The 20,672-nt window shown below is 41.8% G+C and carries 24 protein-coding genes; 18 read left to right on the plus strand and 6 right to left on the minus strand.

Translation table 11 applies throughout. The features are described from left to right. Positions 1–28: 28 nt before the first annotated feature. Complete coding sequence (locus P8596_RS09360; RefSeq protein WP_034755964.1) at positions 29–946, minus strand: COX15/CtaA family protein; 918 nt, start codon at positions 944–946, stop codon at positions 29–31. 478 nt (positions 947–1,424) lie between these two features. Between P8596_RS09360 and cyoE the strand changes: the two genes are divergently transcribed. The 7 genes from cyoE to P8596_RS09395 all read left to right on the plus strand — a co-directional run bounded on the left by cyoE (position 1,425) and on the right by P8596_RS09395 (position 8,139). Then, the gene (gene cyoE / locus P8596_RS09365) at positions 1,425–2,339 is read left to right on the plus strand and encodes a heme o synthase (RefSeq protein ID WP_034755961.1); all 915 of its coding nucleotides are present in this window, start codon (positions 1,425–1,427) and stop codon (positions 2,337–2,339) included. 101 nt (positions 2,340–2,440) lie between these two features. After that, the gene (gene coxB / locus P8596_RS09370; RefSeq protein ID WP_034755959.1) at positions 2,441–3,517 is read left to right on the plus strand and encodes a cytochrome c oxidase subunit II; all 1,077 of its coding nucleotides are present in this window, start codon (positions 2,441–2,443) and stop codon (positions 3,515–3,517) included. Between the two features lie 29 nt (positions 3,518–3,546). Then, positions 3,547–5,415, plus strand: coding sequence for a cytochrome c oxidase subunit I (gene ctaD, locus P8596_RS09375; protein WP_034755956.1), 1,869 nt, complete (start codon positions 3,547–3,549; stop codon positions 5,413–5,415). Next, a complete protein-coding gene (locus P8596_RS09380) occupies positions 5,415–6,044 on the plus strand; it encodes a cytochrome (ubi)quinol oxidase subunit III (protein WP_061811140.1) in 630 nt (209 codons plus the stop codon). The genes ctaD and P8596_RS09380 overlap by 1 nt, the downstream gene beginning before the upstream one ends. A 4-nt stretch (positions 6,045–6,048) precedes the next feature. Beyond that, complete coding sequence (gene ctaF, locus P8596_RS09385; RefSeq protein ID WP_034755952.1) at positions 6,049–6,381, plus strand: cytochrome c oxidase subunit IVB; 333 nt, start codon at positions 6,049–6,051, stop codon at positions 6,379–6,381. 287 nt (positions 6,382–6,668) lie between these two features. Then, positions 6,669–7,577: a cytochrome c oxidase assembly factor CtaG gene (ctaG, locus tag P8596_RS09390; RefSeq protein WP_279726695.1), complete on the plus strand. Its 909-nt coding sequence runs from the start codon at positions 6,669–6,671 to the stop codon at positions 7,575–7,577. A gap of 100 nt (positions 7,578–7,677) precedes the next feature. Next, positions 7,678–8,139, plus strand: coding sequence for a DUF420 domain-containing protein (locus tag P8596_RS09395; protein WP_034755946.1), 462 nt, complete (start codon positions 7,678–7,680; stop codon positions 8,137–8,139). 78 nt (positions 8,140–8,217) lie between these two features. On the opposite strand, the gene ytvI is transcribed toward P8596_RS09395, so the two are convergent. Together ytvI and P8596_RS09405 are read right to left on the minus strand one after the other, a co-directional pair. Next, a complete protein-coding gene (gene ytvI / locus P8596_RS09400) occupies positions 8,218–9,276 on the minus strand; it encodes a sporulation integral membrane protein YtvI (protein ID WP_034755943.1) in 1,059 nt (352 codons plus the stop codon). A 194-nt stretch (positions 9,277–9,470) separates the two neighbouring features. Further along, complete coding sequence (locus tag P8596_RS09405) at positions 9,471–9,830, minus strand: YugN family protein (protein ID WP_034755941.1); 360 nt, start codon at positions 9,828–9,830, stop codon at positions 9,471–9,473. A gap of 252 nt (positions 9,831–10,082) precedes the next feature. Between P8596_RS09405 and P8596_RS09410 the strand changes: the two genes are divergently transcribed. Together P8596_RS09410 and P8596_RS09415 are read left to right on the plus strand one after the other, a co-directional pair. Continuing rightward, positions 10,083–10,616, plus strand: a complete 534-nt coding sequence (locus tag P8596_RS09410) for a CBS domain-containing protein (protein WP_347815207.1) — start codon at positions 10,083–10,085, stop codon at positions 10,614–10,616. Between the two features lie 251 nt (positions 10,617–10,867). Further along, entirely contained in the window at positions 10,868–11,797 is a 930-nt protein-coding gene (locus P8596_RS09415) for a CAP domain-containing protein (protein ID WP_279726696.1), read from the plus strand. A gap of 36 nt (positions 11,798–11,833) precedes the next feature. Here the strand turns inward: P8596_RS09415 and P8596_RS09420 are convergent, their stop codons facing one another. Continuing rightward, on the minus strand, positions 11,834–12,322 hold the full coding sequence (locus tag P8596_RS09420) for a PaaI family thioesterase (protein WP_279726697.1): 489 nt from the start codon (positions 12,320–12,322) through the stop codon (positions 11,834–11,836). 162 nt (positions 12,323–12,484) lie between these two features. Between P8596_RS09420 and P8596_RS09425 the strand changes: the two genes are divergently transcribed. From P8596_RS09425 to P8596_RS09440, 4 genes are all read left to right on the plus strand, one after another. Further along, positions 12,485–12,907: a YlbD family protein gene (locus tag P8596_RS09425; RefSeq protein WP_224520328.1), complete on the plus strand. Its 423-nt coding sequence runs from the start codon at positions 12,485–12,487 to the stop codon at positions 12,905–12,907. Between the two features lie 10 nt (positions 12,908–12,917). Then, a complete protein-coding gene (locus P8596_RS09430; RefSeq protein WP_224520327.1) occupies positions 12,918–13,160 on the plus strand; it encodes a YlbE-like family protein in 243 nt (80 codons plus the stop codon). Positions 13,161–13,253: 93 nt separating this feature from the next. Further along, positions 13,254–13,646 carry a hypothetical protein gene (locus P8596_RS09435; RefSeq protein ID WP_051758155.1) on the plus strand — a complete coding sequence of 131 codons (393 nt, stop codon included), beginning with the start codon at positions 13,254–13,256 and terminating at the stop codon, positions 13,644–13,646. 135 nt (positions 13,647–13,781) lie between these two features. Beyond that, positions 13,782–14,228: a YlbF/YmcA family competence regulator gene (locus P8596_RS09440; RefSeq protein ID WP_034755927.1), complete on the plus strand. Its 447-nt coding sequence runs from the start codon at positions 13,782–13,784 to the stop codon at positions 14,226–14,228. 67 nt (positions 14,229–14,295) lie between these two features. On the opposite strand, the gene P8596_RS09445 is transcribed toward P8596_RS09440, so the two are convergent. After that, the gene (locus P8596_RS09445) at positions 14,296–14,610 is read right to left on the minus strand and encodes a hypothetical protein (protein ID WP_224520325.1); all 315 of its coding nucleotides are present in this window, start codon (positions 14,608–14,610) and stop codon (positions 14,296–14,298) included. A 135-nt stretch (positions 14,611–14,745) separates the two neighbouring features. Here P8596_RS09445 and P8596_RS09450 point away from each other — a divergent pair, with 135 nt between their 5' ends. Then, entirely contained in the window at positions 14,746–15,021 is a 276-nt protein-coding gene (locus P8596_RS09450; protein ID WP_224520324.1) for a YlbG family protein, read from the plus strand. A gap of 81 nt (positions 15,022–15,102) precedes the next feature. On the opposite strand, the gene P8596_RS09455 is transcribed toward P8596_RS09450, so the two are convergent. Beyond that, entirely contained in the window at positions 15,103–15,492 is a 390-nt protein-coding gene (locus P8596_RS09455; RefSeq protein ID WP_224520323.1) for a DUF7147 family protein, read from the minus strand. A gap of 317 nt (positions 15,493–15,809) precedes the next feature. On the opposite strand from P8596_RS09455, the gene P8596_RS09460 reads away from it, so the two are divergent. The 4 genes from P8596_RS09460 to coaD all read left to right on the plus strand — a co-directional run bounded on the left by P8596_RS09460 (position 15,810) and on the right by coaD (position 20,669). Next, the gene (locus tag P8596_RS09460; RefSeq protein WP_279724108.1) at positions 15,810–17,090 is read left to right on the plus strand and encodes an IS110 family RNA-guided transposase; all 1,281 of its coding nucleotides are present in this window, start codon (positions 15,810–15,812) and stop codon (positions 17,088–17,090) included. A gap of 835 nt (positions 17,091–17,925) precedes the next feature. Then, a complete protein-coding gene (locus tag P8596_RS09465; RefSeq protein ID WP_279726699.1) occupies positions 17,926–19,332 on the plus strand; it encodes a hypothetical protein in 1,407 nt (468 codons plus the stop codon). A gap of 262 nt (positions 19,333–19,594) precedes the next feature. After that, entirely contained in the window at positions 19,595–20,149 is a 555-nt protein-coding gene (gene rsmD, locus P8596_RS09470; protein ID WP_034755913.1) for a 16S rRNA (guanine(966)-N(2))-methyltransferase RsmD, read from the plus strand. Positions 20,150–20,183: 34 nt separating this feature from the next. Beyond that, positions 20,184–20,669 (plus strand): pantetheine-phosphate adenylyltransferase, encoded by a 486-nt coding sequence (gene coaD, locus P8596_RS09475; RefSeq protein ID WP_034755912.1) that lies wholly within the window; start codon positions 20,184–20,186, stop codon positions 20,667–20,669. Positions 20,670–20,672: the final 3 nt, after the last annotated feature.

Below are 20,672 nucleotides of genomic sequence, written 5' to 3' on the forward strand. Positions count from 1 at the left end.
CCGGTACAGGTACCGGAATCCTTTTTTTCTATTGCTTCCGTTTACTTCTTGAAGCAAGAAGATTGAAGTAACACAATAATCCAAACAGACACGAAATGATCAAAGCATGCATTAAGGCAATCGCCAGGTTCAGTCTTGTGAACACTACGAGTGCACCACTCATTACTTGAAGACAAACCAGGGTAAAGGCGATGATCCAGCCCCAGTAGATCACTTTCTGATGCTTATGCTCTTTAATGGCAATGTAAGTGATATAGGCAATCCATAAGAAGATGAAGCCTGCTGCTGCCCTGTGCCCCATTTGGATCCATTCGTACAGGTTAGTGGGGAGACTTGGGGAGGAGTTGACACATAATGGCCAATCCTTGCACACCAGGCTGGACTCCGTATGCCTTACGAGGGCGCCGGTATAAACAACAAGATAACTATAAATCGTCACCCCGACCGTATGAAATCTCATCCGTCTGTCGATGACCAATGAATTCGCATCAAATTTCTGGTCGACTTCAAAAATCAGCAGTGTCAATAATAATATGGAAGCAAAAGAGATGAGGGAAATTCCGAAATGGATGGCCAGGACGAAATCCGATTGCCCCCATAATACAGCTGCAGCACCGATTAGTCCCTGCAATACAAGAAAGAAGAAAGAAAGGGCTGCAAGGAATTTTGTTTCCCGTTTATAACCGATTGACCTCCATGACCAGATCGATAAAGCCAGAACCAATAACCCCACACCGCCTGATACAACACGATGTGCTAATTCTATAACAAGCTCAAATGTAATATCACTTGGAATGAACTGTCCGTTACAAAGGGGCCAAGATCGCCCGCAGCCCATGCCGGATTCCGTCTTCGTCACCAGGGCTCCACCTAACAGCACGAATAACATACCCAGGGTAGTCAGAACGGCAAGCCACTTTAATCCTTTGTGAACACCTTTTTGCAATCTATTCACCTTCTTAATTAAAAGACTCTACACACTTTCTATAAATAAATATAGTAGAAAAATATATATGCCTCTACGATATTACATAATAGGTGTGAAAAACTCAACCGATAAAATGTTACAGAATTATGAGCATTTATCTAGGGAGAATAGTGAATAGTAATAGTAGGGAAGGACTAATTTGCGTAAAAACAAAATCTGTAAGCGCTTAGCTGTGTTTTATGGTATGATGGGATTAAAATGTTTGTAGAAATATGAAGAAACTTCTGCGTCTTCCTTTCTTCACAATTTCTTCACATAATTGTCTAATTCTCCCCCAAAAAGGAAAAAATATATGGTTTAATATAATATTGATAGCATATATACTATTTCTTATCTGTGGATGTTTTTACAGATGAATATAGAAATAGTTAATCATTTCCTATATAGTATAGAGGTGGCAACAAACCTCTTGCCTTTTATAGAGAGGAGAGAGAAAATGTCTAACAGTCGAATCATGACAGACGTTGAAAAAGCAGATGTGACAGCTTCAACTGCTTGGAAGGATTTTTTAGCGCTCATTAAAATTGGGATCGTTAATTCCAATTTAATTACAACCTTTACAGGTATGTGGTTAGCCTTTTATTTTACGAATACACACTTTCTAAATTCCCTGGATATCATGTTTCTTACGTTGATAGGTTCTTCCCTGATTATTGCGGGGTCCTGCTCCATTAACAATGTATATGACCGGGACATCGATCATCTGATGGAAAGAACGAAGGAACGGCCAACCGTAACAGGCAAAATCAATGGACCAAAGGCATTGTCCCTTGGGTTAATCATGATTGCGGTCGGTCTGATCATGTTATTCATGACAACCGTCACTGCGGGTGTCATTGGGTTGATCGGGGTATTTAGTTACGTTGTATTATATACAATGTGGTCAAAAAGAAAATATGTAAGCAACACAATTGTTGGAAGTATCTCAGGTGCGGTTCCGCCGCTGATCGGCTGGGCAGCTGTAGATGCAAACCTGGATGTAGTCGCCTGGGTACTGTTCCTGATGATGTTTATCTGGCAGCCTCCTCATTTCTACGCGTTAGCGATGAAAAGAGTGGAAGAATATAGAGCAGCTAGTATACCGATGCTTCCAGTAGTGAAAGGATTCGCTACAACGAAGCACCATATCGTAGCATGGGTTGCAGCCCTTTTACCCCTTCCTTTCTTCTTGATGGATCTCGGAATGTTCTTCTTTATTCTGGCAACGGCCTTTAACATCGGCTGGCTGGCACTTGGTCTGGCAGGGTATAAAATGAAAGACGATATTAAGTGGTCAAAGCTTATGTTTGTCTATTCATTAAATTACTTGACTATCTTGTTCGTAGCGATGGTCATCGTTACGGTACTTTAAGATTAGCGGGAATTCTTTCTGTTAAGAAATCCAAATAGATATTTTTATGGGTCCTTGTTTTATTCAAAGTACATTACATGAAAGAGGGGTTTGATTAAGCTATGAAAGCAAGGCTATCTAAGTGGCGCTTATTTTCAGTTGTAGCAATGTTGGCGCTAGTTCTATCTGGCTGTGGAGAGCCATTTCTCTCCACACTGCAGCCAGCTGGTGAAGTAGCACAGACACAATATGATTTGATGATACTTGCTACATTAATTATGGTATTGGTCATCATTGTAGTCATGGTTGTCTATATGGTTGCGATCGTTCGTTTCCGTAGAAAGAAAGGGGATACAAAAATCCCTAAGCAGGTAGAGGGGAGTCACACACTTGAAATTGTGTGGACCGTTATCCCGATCATCCTACTTCTTATCCTTGCTGTTCCGACTGTTACCGCAACGTTCCAGTTAGCGGATACAAAGGCGATGGATAAAAAGGATGCAGACGGAAATCGTGAGGCATTGGTCGTAAATGTACGTGCCAACCTTTACTGGTGGGAGTTCGAGTATCCTGATGAAAAGATCATTACATCTCAAGACTTAGTTGTCCCGACTGACCAGAAGGTATATTTCAATGTGACAGCTTCGGATGTAAAACACTCATTCTGGATTCCAGCAGCAGGAGGAAAGATTGATACAAACGTAGATGGTGTGAATAAATTCTTCCTTGAGTTTGACGGGAAAAAGGCCGAAGAAGCAGGCGGATTATTCTATGGTAAATGTGCCGAGTTATGTGGTCCTTCCCACGCTTTAATGGACTTTAAAGTTAAAGCGCTTCCTAAAGAAGAATTTACAGCATGGGTTGAAGATATGAAAAATGCAGGAGAACCGAAACCGACTTCTGATTTAGCCCAACAAGGACAAGAAATCTTCAACAAGAAATGCTTAAGCTGTCACGCGGTATCACCGCAGGATGGAAGACCTGAATCTGCTCGACTTGCTCCTAACTTATCCAACTTCGGTGAGCGTTCACGTATCGCTGGCGTATTGGATCACAATAAAGAAGAGTTGAAAAATTGGATCTCAGATCCTGAGCAGTACAAACCAGGTAATAAAATGACAGGTACATATGGTAACCTGCAGGAAGATGAAATTGATGCACTTGCAGAGTATTTAATGGGCTTAAAGGTTCAAGATTAATTGGGGATTAGTAAAAGGGAGGTTTAATCGTGAGTAGCTATTCACAGAAAAAAGGCTTCGGCGCGACTGTATGGGACTACATGACAACAGTGGACCATAAAAAGATCGCCATCCTTTACCTAATGGCAGGGGGATTCTTCTTCCTTGTCGGTGGTTTAGAAGCTCTTATCATTCGTATACAACTTGCCGTTCCTAACAACGACTTTGTTAGCGCTGGTTTATACAACGAATTATTAACGATGCACGGTACGACGATGATATTCCTGGCTGCCATGCCGCTGATATTTGCATTTATGAATGCTGTTGTACCACTGCAGATCGGTGCCCGTGACGTTGCGTTTCCTTTCGTAAACTCATTAGGGTTCTGGTTATTCTTCCTAGGGGGAGTATTCCTGAATCTTTCATGGTTCATGGGAGGGGCTCCAGATGCAGGATGGACATCTTATGCATCTCTTTCCCTGGCATCACCGGGTCATGGAATCGACTTCTATGTATTAGGGTTACAGATTGCCGGTGCGGGGACATTGATAGGTGGTATCAACTTCCTTGTAACGATCATTAATATGCGTGCTCCAGGAATGACATATATGCGTATGCCACTTTTTACCTGGACAGTATTTGTTACATCGGCACTTATCTTATTCGCATTTCCTGCCTTGACAGTAGGTTTGTTCTTAATGTTATTCGATCGTATGTTCGGAGCGAATTTCTTCGATGTAGCAAATGGAGGGAATACGATTATCTGGGAACACTTCTTCTGGATTTTCGGTCACCCTGAGGTATACATCCTTGTACTGCCTGCGTTCGGGATTTTCTCAGAGATCATTCCACACTTCTCTAGAAAACGCTTATTCGGTTACTCATCCATGGTATTTGCGACCGTGTTGATCGGTTTCCTAGGATTCATGGTTTGGGCCCACCACATGTTCACGGTTGGTTTAGGACCTATCGCGAATGCTATATTCGCGGTTGCTACAATGGCAATTGCCGTTCCGACGGGTATCAAGATCTTTAACTGGCTCCTTACTATGTGGGGAGGAAGTCTTAGATTCACAACTCCTATGCTATATGCTGTAGCATTCATCCCTACTTTCGTAGCGGGTGGGGTAACGGGAATCATGCTGGCTTCTGCCGCGGCAGATTACCAGTTCCATGATACGTATTTCGTTGTTGCCCACTTCCACTATGTTATCGTAGGTGGGGTAGTATTTGCCCTACTAGCAGGTACTCATTATTACTGGCCAAAAATGTTTGGAACCATGTTGAACGATTTCTTAGGAAAGATCGCGTTCTGGTTATTCTTTATCGGCTTCCACCTGACGTTCTTCATCCAGCATTTCCTTGGACTGATGGGAATGCCGCGTCGTGTTTGGACATTCTTGCCTGGTCAAGGATTCGAAACGGCTAACTTAATCAGCTCCATCGGTGCAGGATTCATGGGTGTAGCTGTAATCGTTTATGTCATCAATATCATTTCAACACAAGTTAAAGGTGTAAAAGTATCCAACGACCCTTGGGGAGACGGACGTACCATTGAATGGGCAATTCCGTCACCACCACCGTTCTATAACTTTAAACAAACACCTCTTATCCGTGGGTTGGACGCGTATTGGTTAGAGAAAATGGAAGGGAATAAAGGGTTGACTCCAGCTGAACCTATCGGTGATATCCATATGCCTAATAATTCCATTTTACCTTTCTTTATCTCACTGGGATTATTCATTGCGGCATTTGGTGCCATGTATCACGTAGATGATAAAGCATGGGCACTGCCTGTTCTCATCATCGGTATGCTTATCACATTGGGATCCATGTTCCTTCGTTCTGTTGTAGATGACCACGGTTATCATGTGCATAAAGAAGATTTAATGGATGACGATAAAGGGGGTAAGGCATAATGCAAGCTGAAGAAAAATTCACGCCAAAGACCTGGCCGGCCTCCCCTGAAAAGGCGACCCTTGAGGGGAAAAATAAATTTATGGGCTTCTGGTTTTTCCTTGGTGGAGAAACGGTCCTTTTCGGCTCTCTTTTTGCAACGTATTTAGCTCTTAAAAACAGAGTTCCTAGTGATAGCCATGCTCTCACTACTGATCTTTTTGATTTACCGCTTTCCTTTTTAGCAACGATGCTGCTTTTAACAAGCTCGCTGACAAGTGTCTATGCGATGTATCATATGAAAAACTTTAATTTCCAGAGGATGCAGGCCTGGTTATTGATCACTGTGCTTTTAGGTGCAGGCTTCCTTGGATTAGAGATTTATGAGTTTAATCATTACGTACACGAATATGGGCATACTTTTACTAGTAGTGCCTTTGGTTCAGCCTTTTACACACTTGTAGGATTCCACGGGGGGCACGTTGCATTCGGTCTTCTATGGATCGTCAGCTTGATGCTTCGCAATGCGAAACGTGGTTTGAATCTGTACAATGCTCCGAAGTTCTACTTAGCTTCACTATACTGGCACTTCATCGACGTTGTATGGGTATTTATCTTTACAGTAGTATACTTAATGGGAATGGTGGGATAAACTGATGGCGAATCAACAATCAACTTCAGGTAACCCAAGTGTAGATTACGAGTATCGTCGTAAGAAGAATGCAGAAGACATGAAAATGCAGTTAACATCCTTCATGTTAATGATTTTCTTAACATTGGTGGCATTTATCGCTGTAGCAGGGGATTTCGATAAGTACTTTGTTGTACCATTCATTCTCCTACTGGCAGTCGTTCAGCTGGTGTTTCAACTGTATTACTTCATGCATATGAGTCATAAGGGTCATGAAGCTCCTTCATTGTTCCTGTATTCTGGTGCACTTGTTGCATTTATCACAGTGTTAACATTTTTAACAATTGTATGGATCTAAAGAAAAGTCAGCCGTTTGGCTGGCTTTTTTTGTGCTTGTCGGGCCTGTTCAAGGCGCCTCTGCTTTTAGATTGTCCAGCTCCGCCTCCTTGTCCCTCGAGGTCATAAGCTAAATGGTCCAAGAAGGCAAAGAACGCCTTCCCGGCCCATTCATCTTATGCTTGTCGGGCCAACCCAGTCGGCTCCGCTTTTCGATTTGTTCAAGAACTTGTCATGACCTCGCATTGAAGTGGGGGAGGGTTGTCAGTATAATGGGGGTAGGTGTTAATTGTGAAATGAGGTGAGAAGATGCCTTTGGGTATTTTTGGATTTATGGCGTTATGGAGCCCGTTTTTTCTTCTGACGCTGGTGTTTATGACGGTACTCTATTTTTTGATTACGATAAAGTGGAGGGACAGCTTCAGGGATAGCAGGAAGCTGACTGGGAAGGAAGCAGCGTTTTTCCTTGTTTCGATGGTTTTATTATATGCCACCAAGGGATCGCCTGTTGAGGTTCTGAGCGGGATATTGTTTTCTGCCCATATGACACAGATGGCCTTTTTATATCTTGTCTTTACTCCATTATTGATTTTGGGAATACCAGATTGGGTTTGGAAGGCAACGATTGAATTACCGGTCGTTAAACCGATATTCAGCTTTATGACCAAGCCGCTGATTTCCTTATTGTCATTCAATCTGGTTTTTTCGATATACCATATCCCGTTAATTTTTGATAACGTACGGACGGATGTCACTCTACACGCTTTGACCACGTTCATATTATTCATTCTTGCCGTATTTATGTGGTGGCCACTGATTAATCCGGTGGATGAAGATATTGAATTAAGTGGTCTAAAACGAATCGGGTATATCTTGGGAAGCGCCGTGTTATTGACCCCGGCATGCGGATTGATCATCTTCGCCGAAAACCCGATGTATGCGACTTATTATGATCCAAACGAATGGCTTCAAGCGTTATCTCTATGTGTACCTGTGAATACACTAGAAGGGTTGACACTTACAGGTCCGGAATTATTCACGTCCATGTCGACTCTCAATGACCAACAGCTTGGGGGGGTCCTGATGAAGATTATTCAGGAGATCGTGTTTGGAGTCGTGCTATTTAATCTGTTCTTCCAATGGTATAGAAAGGATCAGGAGCAGCAAGAGAAGCTTTCCTATGATCCGGTTGCTGATTCAACTCTGCCAGAACAATAAATTGCGTATACAGGGATATCCGGGAGTGTGGTTATTCCTGTATGTACATAGGTGCCTTGAAAATACCGGTTAGAATTTTTTAGAAAAGAGAGGAAACGAGATGGATTTACCTATTTTACCTACCATTAGCACGAGTTTCATCGTGTTAAGTGCTGTCACTGTAGCAATAGGATGGTGGCAGATTAAACAAAGAAAGATTGAACAACATCAGAAAACGATGACGCTTGCGGGGATCTTCGCCCTTATCTTTTTCGTTATTTACTTGAGCAGGACGATTTTTGTCGGGAACACATCATTTGGCGGTCCTGATGATATCAAGGTCTATTATACGATCTTTCTGGTCTTTCATATTACTCTCGCGACCACAGGCGCCGTATTTGGCATCTTAAGCCTTTGGACAGGGTATAAGGATCGCCTGAAAACCCATCGCAAGCTTGGTCCGATTACAAGCTTCATCTGGTTTTTTACGGCCATCACAGGGGTTGCGGTTTATCTTCTGCTTTACGTTTTCTACAAAGGTGGAGAGACAACGTCCGTTATTAGGGCTATACTGGGATATTAATAAAAACCGCTATGCGAAATAAGCATAGCGGTTTTTTGTATATAAAAAAGCAAATCCCGAGCAGCGGGATTTGCCCTTTTATACTTTGAAGTTGGTTTTAATGATTCCTGCTTCTTTAGCGGAGTTAAACACAATGAGAAGCAATGGGCCGATAATGAATCCCAATACCCCAAATAGCTTAAGGCCAAGGTACATGGCAATGAGCGTAGCAAGGGGGGACAATCCGATATGGCTTCCCATTACCTTCGGCTCTACTGTTCGTCTGATGATCAACAATATGGCGGCCAGCACCGCTAATTGGGTTCCGAGAGCGATGTTTCCAGTCAAGAGATGGAAGATTGCCCATGGGCCCAATACAACGATGGAACCGATCAGTGGAATGAAGTCAATCACCCAGATGATGATGGACATGACAATCGCCACATCAGGAGCTATGAAAAGAAGCCCGATCAAGGAAACGATAAAGATGATGATACTGACGAGAAATTGCGCCTTAAAGAATCCAAATATCACGTAGGTAAGTCTGGACGTCATAAAGGTTACTTTCTCAGCTGTTCTTTCTGTCAGATGACCATAAATGGATTTCTTGATCCTGGGCAGATCCAGCATGAATAGAAAAAGTGCGATTAAGTAGACAAGAAAACTTACCAGGTAATTCGGTATATACGACAAAAACACGCTGATTCTTTCTATGTTGAATGAGTTCAGAATCTTTGTTTTACCACTCTCCAGAAAGCTCTGGACATCATCACTGAAGCTCTTGACCAATTCATCGGGAAGATCCTCGGTTGCATTCAACAATCGATCTTCATAATCCAGCCAGATATCGCTCAATTGATTAACGTATTTGGGTGCATCTTCAATAAGCTTAATTCCTTCTCCGACCACTTTAGTGGTGACGAAAAACGAGGTAACACTGATGAGGAGCAGAAACAGAATGAAGACGGAAAGGACTGCGAACCTCCGTTTTGTTGAAAAGCGTTTTTGGATGAAACCTACAGCAGGCTCAAGAAAAAGAGCGGTGATGATCGCAGTGATCAATGTTACGGAAACGGGCAGAATAAAAAATGCAATTAATGCTATCAGTAAGATGACCAAAGAGATCATCCATACTTTTTTAGTGAAAAACTTGGACAATGGTGTACCCCTTTCTAACAGGAACCTCTTCCTTTTATTATATTAGAGTCAGAGAAGAATGAACAGTGGGAAGAAAGTGAAATTTTGAAGGTTTTGTTTCCGTTTAGAACAGGGTGTAATGAAGTGCCTTTCGTACAAAAAGCCCATATAGAAAAGACTGTCCACAAGGCGGACAGTCTTTTCTATATGGGCTATTACCATGCAAAGTTCGTTGCATCTTTTTTTACATCAGCTAAGAGCTTTTCGCAAGAAGTGACAAGATGTTTAGGGAACTCTTCACCTTCGCCATATTCAACTCCGTGCGGGTAGTAATGTTTCCCGAGTAGAGGAGTCATTAATTGGATAACAGCATCATGCTTTCCGACATCCCCCTCGACTGCAAGGCCCTGGATCCGTAAATAGAAAATGCCTTCTCTAATTTCAAATTTACGGTCATAGGTTACACGCTCGTAATCCCATTGACCAGCACGGACCAATCCATGGGATTCCATGATTTCGTCCAATCGGTTTAAATCGACTTTTAAGCTTTCAAATTCAGTTGCTTCAAAACGCATAATATTTTCCTCCTATATTGGCTTGCATGAGAGTGACGGATACATTGCTATCCCCATGCTGTCCGTATCGTAGAAGCATTTATGTACATTGATACTAAATGCGGTATGTCTCATACTTAATAATAGTGGAAAAAACTTTATCTTGCAATGTCTTGAATCATTTGAATTGGGTGATTTTTAAAAAGGTGAATATCTTTCATGTTAAAGCTGGAAAATAGGAAATGAAATATTTTGAATAACAGGAGGGATAAGATGACTCAAATCAAGGATATCATGACGAAGGATGTAGAGACCTGTTCATTACTCGACAATGTATATGAGGTGGCTCTTAAAATGAAAGAATATAATATTGGTTCCATTCCCATTCTGGATGGAGAAAAAATAGTGGGAGTGATGACGGACCGGGATATAGTCCTCCGATGTATTGCTGAAAAGCATCCTGCTTCTTCTAAGGTAGAGGATATTATGAGTAAACACCTAATCACCGCTGGGCCGGAAACCTCAGTTGAGGAAGCTGCCCATATGATGGCCGAAAATCAGATCAGGAGGCTTCCTGTAGTTGAAGGGGAGAGATTGATCGGAATGATATCCTTAGGCGACCTCGCCATAAGGGAAACGTTAGGTAAAGAGGCATATGCAGCACTGGAAAATATATCGGAACCTCACTTTAGTCAAAAGAAGATCCGGACGATCATTCGACATTCATTTATTGAAAATCGAATTCGTTCGGATTTTTGTTTTTGTAAAATTTTTTGTGAAAAGATTGAAAGAGTACGTCAGTTTTAGTACGGGTAAAAATATGCTATTCTTTATGGTAGACACAAATTAATAATCCGATTAGTGTATACTATTCATAGTAACGTTGACCTATTTTTTCATGGGGAAAGAGAGGAGGGGAGATCCTGAAAACCGTTTTACGTGTTTTGATCATATTTGTCATTATTTTAATTATTGGTATTTATCAAGGTCAAAAGCAGGAAAACAAACCATTAAAGGGACCAGAAACCCAGACTCTTAAGGAAGACAAAGAGAACCAGGTGAATCAATCCATCGAGACACCAGGGGAAAGACCCGCTTCAGGCTTATCCACCTGGATAGGCAAAGATACCAAAATGGTAAAGGAATCATTTGGGGACCCGGAAAGAGTCGAACCCAGTCCGTACGGATATGATTGGTGGGTTTATCCGATTTCAACTAAACAATACATACAAATGGGTGTTGTGAATGATAAGGTGGTTACCTTATATGCCATCGGGAATCAGGTGGATGTGGCACCTTATAAGCTTGGACAGCGCCTGGAAGATATTTATCGTTTTACCATTGTCGAATCTGAAATCGTTGTGAACGATGATTCAGGAGCTTACCAATTTGAATTGAATGAAGAAGATTTGAATACACGCCTTCTCGTACCCCTCGGAAATATCTATGCTCAGCTTTATTTGGACAAAATCACAGGCCGACTGACGAGTATCCGATTTCTGGATAGCCGCACATTGATCGAGATGCATCCGTATGAAATGATGTATCGTGGTGAGCTCGCTGAGGAAACGGAACCGAGTGAAGACGAATGGGAGAAAGTGAATACAGCAAGTGAACAGCAGATATTTGATATTACGAATGTAATCAGACATCAGTTTGATGAAGAAACTCTCGAGTGGGATGAGGAAACGGCGGAGGTAGCAAGGGGACATAGTAAAGAAATGTATGAAGAGGATTACTTCTCCCATGATTCACCTACCCTCGGGGATCTTACTCAGCGATTGGAACAAGGGGATGTACGTTTTAAGACAGCTGGGGAAAACATCGCATCGCAATATATGGATGCCCCGGAAGCTGTGCACGGCTGGCTCAATTCAGAAGGTCACAGGAAGATCCTGCTGGAGAAGAATTTCACCCATCTTGGCGTAGGTGTTTACAAACGATTTTACACCCAGAATTTCATAGAGAAAATGAATGAAGAAGAATAAAAAGGTGGATTCTCCAGAACGGAGAATCCACCTTTTTTATTGATTCTTTTTGAAAATAAAAAAAGAACCGGTTGAGTGAGCTACGATTTTACCGTTAGAACTTACGACTTTACCGTCCACTACAATCGTTTTGCTTCCTTGATGAACGACTGTCGCATGGGCAGTGAGGCGTTCACCTACACCGGGTGCCAGGTAGTGGACATTTAAGTTTGTCGTCACTGCGCCATATCCTTCGGTAAGCATCATGTTTGCCAGGGTACCCATAGCAGTATCAACGAGGGTAGCGGTGACACCACCATGTACAATTTCAAGCGAGTTATATGTAACGGGAGAGATCGGTATGCTCACCTCTAAGTTCCCGTCTGTCATTTTTCTGTCCATGGCGAAGATCCCGCCGATGATTGATCCATTTTCACTGTTTTTCTTCCGCTGTATACCTTCGAGCAGCTGGTTCATAATCAGGAGATCTTCATCGGTAGCTCCTGTCATACATTCATTAAATAATTTTTTTACCTGTTCTCTCATGTTTAAACATCCTTTTAAAGTATTCACAGTCAGCACTGAACTGTTGGGACAACGAGTGGGCAATTACATGTAAATATTACTACAAAAAGGAATGTATCACCATTCTTTTCAGCTTTTCATAAAGTATAGTAGGTAGAAGCCTGTAATGGAGGTGTTCATATTATGGGGAAATCATTACACCCTAAAGTCAAAGAATTTAAAGGTTTTGTGAAAAAGCATCCAAAAATCATTAAGGATGTACGAAACGGCGATGCTAACTGGCAGGATCTCTTTGAAGACTGGTATTTGCTTGGGGAAGATGACACAAGGTGGGATAAATATAGGACAGAGTCAGAGAAAGAGAATGAAAAGACTTCGACCGATTCCGAAAGTAAAGGAGGGTGGATGGACCAGGTGGGAGAAATGGTGAAGAAAATGGACGCTAATCAATTGCAGCAGCATATCAACAGCTTAAGTGAAGCTCTTGGGACCGTTCAGGGAGTTCTCAGTCAATTTCAATCAGGTAACAATAGGGGATCCGGTACAGCGACCAAAACGGAAGCTCCATCCAAACCTTCCCATCCATTTTCTTTCCGGAAAGATTAGGGGGTAAAATATGAGATCGGACATCATTGAATATATTTACGGTAAAGAAGACCTGAAATTATTTCTAAGGGATCAACCCCAGTGGTATCGCACACTTTCCCGAAATCCAAATGAACTCGAGAAATTTGAAATCGCGTCCATCAATCATTTTGAAAAAACGATTCCACACAGGGTTCAAAAATTTTCGAATGGAGTACAGATGGCTTCCATGATGATCAGTATGTTTCAATCAATGAATAGTGCCGACAATTAAGGTGCTATTTTTTTTGTCGTCATTTGGACAAGCAATATTTGAGTAAAAAAGGGATCGATAGGGCAAGGCTATAGGTAAGGAGTGGTGTAAACGATGAAGAAAATGATGATGTTAGCCTTCGCTTTACTAGTATTAAGCGGTTGTAAGGAAAAGATGCCGGAACCGGAAAGCTTCTCGTTCGCTAATAAGGTGGAGGCGGCCAATCGAGAGCAAAAGCCTGTTTCCATCAAACATATGGTTCAGGGAAATCAAGTGTATATAGAGTGCATTGTGCCGGGTGTTACATTCACATCAGAAAAAAAGGGCGCCAAAAAAGGAAAAATCATTGTCAGATCCAATACAGGGAATTTATATAAAGAATATCACACGGCTGCCTTTGTCATTAAAGGTTTACCCAAAGGTGTGCACCTATTAAATGTTGAAATTGTAGGGAAAAACAACCAGTCATTTGGGATGAAGGAACAATTTTATGTGACCATTCAATAAGACGCCCGAGAACTTCACCGCCACATTTCGGCGGTGTTTTATTTTAGTCTTATGCCTTCGATTTTAAAATATCGAATTTGCCTATTCGCTTCCTTCCGTAAAACATGTTAAAATATCGTTACGGAGGTGGGCGTTATGCTTGCTACTATTGAAAGAATGGAAATATTGGATTCAGCTGACGAATTATCTCAGTGGATAGTAGAATCTGATGTGGCAGAGAATTATCGTAAGTCTTTATATAAACTGCGTAACAATTCTGAAACCCAGCGAAAGGTCCAAACCTTTTCACGGATGAAAGAGAGTTACGAAGAAGTACAACGCTTTGGCAGATACCATCCTGACTACAAAACCATCATGAAAGAAATCCGGGAAGTTAAGCGGGAGATGGATCTTGATGAGAATGTGGCAGAATTCCGCAGAGCCGAAAACGAGTTGCAGGATCTCCTTGATCAGGTGAGCCTTGTGATCGGACATTCCGTCTCTAAAAATGTGAAGGTTCCATCAGGAAATCCTTTCTTCTCAAGTGGGGGATCCTGTGGAGGCGGCTGCGGTTCAGGTGGAAGCTGCGGTTGTTCGGCGTGACAAAACAAATAAAAGAAAGAGCGGACTGAATATGTCTGCTCTTTCTTTTATTTCAAGGGGATTTCACCTATTGTTTTAACCGTACACAATCCACACAGAGATTCCCACAGCAAAACATTTTTTCCTGGGGAACAAAGAACCGGTGGCGATACACATATAAAAATTCTTTCTCCCTGAAAAAAATAGTATCAGAATGCAGTCTCTTTCCACGCATGGCTTTAGCCGACCATTTCTTGATGCAGTATTCAATTTCATTTTTCGGTTTCTTTGATCGAATATAGATGAATGGAATGCCGGCACTCCATTTTACTTGTGCTTCTTCAATTCCGTCCTCTTCTTTCAGGTGTTCAATGAAATAGTCCCAAATCACGCTCAAGTCCATGTATGCCCTCCGTTCTCTCGATATGCACTATTTACTTTACACTCCATTTAAGGAAAGATCATCCCATTACTTATTGCTTACCCACACGCTATTATGCTAGACTTAAAAAAAAGTGATTCCTAGAGGGGAAACTATATGTTAACAGAAAGACAAGGTTTAGTTGTTTGGTTACATAGCTTGAAGCATGCCAAGTCCCTTAGACGATTTGGAAATGTTCACTATGTATCGAAAAAAATGAAATATGTGGTGCTGTATTGCAATCAGGACGAACTGGACTCGGTGATGGAAAGAATCTCTGCTTATTCATACGTGAAGAAAGTCGATCCTTCCTTTAAGCCATTTATCAAGTCCGTCTTTGAAAATTCACGTCCTGATAAAGCGAAGGAATACGATTACAAAATGGGATTTTAAGAATGGCTGCCAAAGAATATTATTTTGGCAGCTTTTTTCATTGGACTGTCACATCAATCTGTTTAAGTCGCGAGGCGCCGGTCATTGCAGAGGCAGAATATAATGATTCAATCTCAAAATGGCAATCAAATGCTGATAGTACAGTGCATTTTCCGGAAATAGAGTCGAGGGCTTAACATCCATTTGAATGATGACCCTGCCAAGCTTCTCGGCTGTCTCCTCAAATAGTGAGTAGCGCTGGTTCGGTGTAATATTAGGATTGGGAATTCCTTCACGGCATACATAAATGGCCTGGAATTTTCCTTGTTCCGTCGGTTTCATTACAATGGCCAAAGAAGTGACAGCGCGGTCCTTCACAATGGTATGGAATGCGAGCATATGTTGCAAACGTTCTTCATTCGCTTTCGCAAGCTCCAAAAGCTCATAAATATCTGAATAACCTTCTCCTAATTCAATAAAACGTTGAATCATTGTATTATTCCCCTTTTCTTACCAAGTTCATCAATTCCTTATTATTTCAAAACTAAAGACATAAGTAAAGACGCTATTTTAGACGCTCATGTTTTGCTTTAGAAGAAGCGAGTAGTGGTTGATTTCCGCTCCAGGTGCTCGCTTTCCGCGGGGCTGGCGGTGAGCCTCCTCAGGCTTCGCCTTCCGGGGTCTCACCTGTCCAGCATTTCCCGCAGGAGCTATTCCTGTGAGGTGAGAATTCATCTATTGCATAAAAAAAGACCCTCCGTTATGATGCAGGTGCTAACCAATCGCTCATAACTAAGGAGGATCTTCACATGCATGATAATCGAAATCAACGTATTAATCAAATTTCTGAAACTACACTGGTTGTTGGTATTGACATAGCGAAGCGGAATCATTACGCCTGTGCCGTAGATGAGCGTGGACGTGAACTCAAGAAAAGCTTTGTCATTCGCCAATCCCTTCAAGGATTTGAAAGCTTTTACGCTACTATCCTAAAGCTAATAAGTATTCATAATAAAAAGGAAGTCATCATTGGTTTTGAGCCTACCGGCCATTACTGGATGAATCTCGCAGCTTTTCTAACAGATCATGGCATTCCATATGTCCTTGTCAATCCTCTTCACGTTAAACAAACCAAAGAGCTAGACGATAACCTACAGAGTAAAAATGATCTGAAAGATGCCCGGGTCATCGCAAAAATGATGCCACAAGGATATTACAGTATGCCAAGGGAAATGACTCAAATCGATTCTGAACTTCGTCGGGGGACGGCCTATCGAGTCCGTTTAAAAGAAGAATCGGCCTCTATTCAAAACCGCATCCGACGATGGATCGACCTTTACTTCCCTGAGTTCGCTTCCGTCATCAAAGGTCTTGGAAAACAGGCTCAAGCTATCTTAAAATATGCCCCTTTACCAGAAGATCTTGTGATCTTCTCGCCTGAAGAGCTGATTGACTTTCTTCAGACAAAGGGTGTTCGCTATCTGTCAAAGAATAAAGTAGAGCGACTCCTTCAAGTGGCAGAGCAGTCTATAGGATTGAAAGACAGTCCTGAAATGGCACGCATGGAAATCAGAATGTTGCTTGACCAGTTATTCATGTATGAATCACAGATCCAAGAGCTTACTGAAAACCTTGTCACCCTTGCCCGCCAATTGCCTGACTTTGATTACCTAACATCGATTCCCGGAATTAGTGAAACAACCGTATTGGAGCTACTCTCCGAGACAGGTTCACTCAAACGTTACAAGGATCCACGCCAATTATTTAAACTCGCGGGATTAACACTGGTAACGAATTCTTCTGGTGAATCAAAGGGTAGAAAAAGAATATCTAAGCGAGGGCGAAGAAGGCTTCGAGCTTTATTGTACAAAGCAGTGTTCCCTTTACTACACTCAAACTCGGCGTTTCGAGCACTTTATGACTACTACAGCAATGATCGCGAGAAACCAGTAACGAAAAAAGAAGCACTTGTGATTCTGTGTCGTAAATTACTTCAAATTTGTCACGGACTCAGCCATTATGAAACGACCTTTGATTTAGAGCGCATGATGCGAGATATGCCTTTCCTCTCTCATCTCAAAGCAGCCTAACTATTTGAATTAGAACGTAGTTCTTCTACAACCCAGACACTGAGAAGCCGGCCCATACACGACTTTCGACGATCTACTGATCAGTCCATGCAGGAGCATACGCTGGCCTCTGCGTTAGGGAAAGACCCAACGAAGGAATGTAGGCACTCGATGCCAGGAGATATGGGAGGGTAAGTCTACCTAAACAAGCAGAGATCAAAAGTGCCCATCACTGAATATAAGGGAGACCCTTCCAGTCTCTTAACGCAACGCGTAAGCGTAAATCCCTTTATTTTGAACAAATAAGAAAAAAAGGGAATGCGTTTATCTAATATGATATTTAAAAAATTTTTAAAAGAGAATAAACCGGTTGTAAGCCCTGATATAATAACCTTTCCCGAGGGAGTCGAGCACCTTCCGCTCCAATCAACTATTAAAAAATGTTTTAAACGACTTGAATAAATGTCTATATTACTTCGAATTTTTTAAGGCTGAAGTGATTGTTTATAGTTATAGAATTGTTAAAGTTAAATGCTCTTAATTCTTTAAAGAGTTTTGAGAAGCATTTAGCTCTGTCACCAATAGCTTGATAAGAGGGTGTGGGGAACTGCGTAGACTCCTACGGAAAAAACGGGCGTGTCGAGACCCCGGAAGCGAATTGTGCTGAGGAGGCTCGGCCGAACGTCCGTGGAAAGCGAAGCAGTTCCCCTCACCCTGTAGCTCACACTCGTTGACAGAGCTACAGATCATAGGAAGTGAAAAAACAACAATTTTTGAAGGATTTCACAAATATGTACCACTATTATCCTTATTCTTCTGCTATTCTTTAAGTAGTAAACGGAGGTAAGGGTATAGTATGAGACGATTTGTGTTCACTTTCGGTTTTTTGATGATCCTGGTTAGTTCCGGTATTCTCGTCTTCCAATGGATGGGGTTTACGACAGAGAGTGCGGGTGAGTCGGGTATCGTTGAGGTAAGTCAAGACTATTCCATCATTCATAAAGGAGATACGTTTGATGTGACTGAGACGATTCATTTCCCATCGGGCATTCCTTCTGATCCCCTCCTGATCAAATGGCCGGTGGGGGCAGGGAACTTTGCCTGTAATGATAAAGAAGAAAACAACTGTTTGACGAAAGAAAACGGTGAATTTTATGTTAAGACCTTGAATCAGGATCTTCAGGAAATCACCATCACCTATTCATTAAAGCACTCGATGAAAGCTGACAGTGTACCTTTAAGAAATTGGTATCCTGTACTTTCCGGGGTTTCAACCCTCAAAACGGACATTGAGTTAACGGAAAAGAGCTTAAGGAACGGAAAATGGATTGCGGGGTATCCTTCATCCAACCATAAAAAGCTGGATTATATCGATTACTATTTCTTCAGTGGCAGAGGGGAACCTTCAGATTTAGTGTGGACAAAAGAATCGCTGAAAGAAAGCAGGTCGCGAGCAGTAAAGGTATTGACTGGGGAAGGGGATCCAGTCGATCTTGATCAGCTGGATTCATTCGAAACCGCTGACGGCTTTGTGACTGTTCTCATTTCAAAAAAAATTAAACCTTTTAAGTCCCCCCATCTCATCGTGTTGAATGATGCTTATGGAGAAGAAGTGAAAAGGATAAGGCAAAGCTTATTGTACCAAACACTGTCCTCAAGGGATGAAGATGCCTGGTTGAAGGAATTGGTTGTCAGTATCCTCCTCAATGAGCCTCCAAACGCTGCCAAACCGGCATGGGCATACAAGCAGTTAAAAGAAGGTCTGAGCCCCTCCGAGTGGGATGATCTTAGAGACAGGGTAAGGAACCAAACCGTAGACCGTAACATGTTGGATGATACAGTCAGTAAGGTGACAGGGTTCAATTGTTCATTTTTTGCTGACAGTGTGAAAGGAAATGAGCATCCTTTTCTTATTTTGAAGGCGAGCAAGCCGATAATAGTCAATCAAAAATCAATTCAGCTATCATACGTTTCTTATCAGCAAAAGGAATATGTTCAATTCCCTGAGGCAGTCGAGGCAATGGGGATCGAAATGAAAGAACTGCAGCCTGGCGTGTACTTCACTACAGTAGAGGGAAATACTTTAAGGTTTTATCTAAATGAAGATTATTTTATTTACAATGAAGAAAATTATGGATTACTGGGAAAGCCGGTTCAAACGATAGGGGATACCACCTATATGGATGTCCATTGGTTTGAAAAATTGTTCAATGCGGAAGTGGAGAACAAGAAAAATGTAATCGAAATCTTAAAGGAAACGTAAAAAGCCCTGCAGAACTTTCTGCAGGGTCCTTCTATATCCATCTCTGGAAAGAAGGCAAAGGGAGAGGAGAAACCGGAGGAAGAACTTATGGGGAATCGTAAGTCTTCTCCGCGGTTGGCAACAACATCAGTTAGGATGCTGTTACTCTCATTATCACCTATCAAAATGATTTTATACATTTTTGATGCAAATTCTGAATGTGGCGATATGTGTCGAGATATGATAGGATAGGGAGGAAAAAATACATATATGGTGGATGATTATGAGAGTCATATCAGGTACGTTAAAGGGCAGGCCGTTAAAAGCTGTTCCTGGAAGTGGAACAAGGCCCACAACAGATAAGGTGAAAGAATCGATATTTAATATGTTGGGTCCCTATTTTGAAGGCGGGACAGGATTGGATTTGTTTGCAGGAAGCGGCGGTCTGGGCATTGAAGCATTAAGCCGTGGACTCGATTCCGTCATCTTTGTGGATAGGGATCAGAAGGCTTTCCAAACGGTAAAGGCCAATCTTAAAGACTGTGATCTGATGGACCAAAGTGAAGTATATCGAAATGAAGCTACAAGAGCGTTAAAGGCGATACTAAAAAGAGAAATAGTCTTTGACTATATATTCCTGGATCCCCCTTACAAACAGCAGAAACTTCAACAACTCCTGGAATTCATCGAAGAACACAACCTTCTGAATGAAAGCGGTTTCGTGATGTGTGAACATGGATCTGAAATAACATTGGAAGATAAAGTGGGGAGCTTGAAGAAGGTAAGGGAAGAGACCTATGGAATCATCAGGATATCGATATTTTCCAGGGGAGAATGATTGAGGATTACGATAAAGAGCTGGAGGTAAGTATATGCCAAGTATAGCAGTTTGTCCGGGAAGCTTTGATCCCATTACATATGGACATTTGGATATTATTACACGGGGTGCCAAGGTATTTGATGAAATGTACGTGGTAGTATTAAATAATTCTTCTAAAAAACCACTCTTTTCGGTTGAAGAACGAATCGAATTGATTCGGGAAGTGACCAGGGATATACCAAATGTGGTAGTCGATTCATTTCAAGGCTTGTTGGTCGATTATGCGAAGAGTGTGAATGCAAAAGCAATCATCAGGGGATTAAGGGCGGTATCGGACTTCGAATATGAAATGCAGATTACGTCCATGAACCGGGTACTGGATGATGAAATTGAAACGTTCTTCATCATGACGAATAATCAGTATTCTTTCTTAAGCTCGAGTATTGTCAAAGAAGTGGCTAAATACGGAGGCGATATCTCTGAGCTTGTACCGAAGCGTGTAGAAGAATCATTAAAGGCGAAATATCAGCGTGACTAACCA

The sequence above is a fragment of the Rossellomorea sp. DA94 genome (assembly GCF_029834455.1).
Taxonomy (GTDB): Bacteria; Bacillota; Bacilli; order Bacillales; family Bacillaceae_B; genus Rossellomorea; species Rossellomorea vietnamensis.

Bases quoted from the DNA above. Each gene is read 5' to 3' on its own strand.
- cyoE (WP_034755961.1), top strand. From the start codon at position 1,425: ATGTCTAACAGTCGAATCATGACAGACGTTGAAAAAGCAGATGTGACA.
- coxB (WP_034755959.1), top strand. From the start codon at position 2,441: ATGAAAGCAAGGCTATCTAAGTGGCGCTTATTTTCAGTTGTAGCAATG.
- P8596_RS09380 (WP_061811140.1), top strand. From the start codon at position 5,415: ATGCAAGCTGAAGAAAAATTCACGCCAAAGACCTGGCCGGCCTCCCCT.
- ctaF (WP_034755952.1), top strand. From the start codon at position 6,049: ATGGCGAATCAACAATCAACTTCAGGTAACCCAAGTGTAGATTACGAG.
- ctaG (WP_279726695.1), top strand. From the start codon at position 6,669: ATGCCTTTGGGTATTTTTGGATTTATGGCGTTATGGAGCCCGTTTTTT.
- P8596_RS09395 (WP_034755946.1), top strand. From the start codon at position 7,678: ATGGATTTACCTATTTTACCTACCATTAGCACGAGTTTCATCGTGTTA.
- P8596_RS09405 (WP_034755941.1), bottom strand. From the start codon at position 9,830: ATGCGTTTTGAAGCAACTGAATTTGAAAGCTTAAAAGTCGATTTAAAC.
- P8596_RS09410 (WP_347815207.1), top strand. From the start codon at position 10,083: ATGACTCAAATCAAGGATATCATGACGAAGGATGTAGAGACCTGTTCA.
- P8596_RS09420 (WP_279726697.1), bottom strand. From the start codon at position 12,322: ATGAGAGAACAGGTAAAAAAATTATTTAATGAATGTATGACAGGAGCT.
- P8596_RS09425 (WP_224520328.1), top strand. From the start codon at position 12,485: ATGGGGAAATCATTACACCCTAAAGTCAAAGAATTTAAAGGTTTTGTG.
- P8596_RS09430 (WP_224520327.1), top strand. From the start codon at position 12,918: ATGAGATCGGACATCATTGAATATATTTACGGTAAAGAAGACCTGAAA.
- P8596_RS09435 (WP_051758155.1), top strand. From the start codon at position 13,254: ATGAAGAAAATGATGATGTTAGCCTTCGCTTTACTAGTATTAAGCGGT.
- P8596_RS09440 (WP_034755927.1), top strand. From the start codon at position 13,782: ATGCTTGCTACTATTGAAAGAATGGAAATATTGGATTCAGCTGACGAA.
- P8596_RS09445 (WP_224520325.1), bottom strand. From the start codon at position 14,610: ATGGACTTGAGCGTGATTTGGGACTATTTCATTGAACACCTGAAAGAA.
- P8596_RS09450 (WP_224520324.1), top strand. From the start codon at position 14,746: ATGTTAACAGAAAGACAAGGTTTAGTTGTTTGGTTACATAGCTTGAAG.
- P8596_RS09455 (WP_224520323.1), bottom strand. From the start codon at position 15,492: ATGATTCAACGTTTTATTGAATTAGGAGAAGGTTATTCAGATATTTAT.
- P8596_RS09460 (WP_279724108.1), top strand. From the start codon at position 15,810: ATGCATGATAATCGAAATCAACGTATTAATCAAATTTCTGAAACTACA.
- P8596_RS09465 (WP_279726699.1), top strand. From the start codon at position 17,926: ATGAGACGATTTGTGTTCACTTTCGGTTTTTTGATGATCCTGGTTAGT.
- rsmD (WP_034755913.1), top strand. From the start codon at position 19,595: ATGAGAGTCATATCAGGTACGTTAAAGGGCAGGCCGTTAAAAGCTGTT.
- coaD (WP_034755912.1), top strand. From the start codon at position 20,184: ATGCCAAGTATAGCAGTTTGTCCGGGAAGCTTTGATCCCATTACATAT.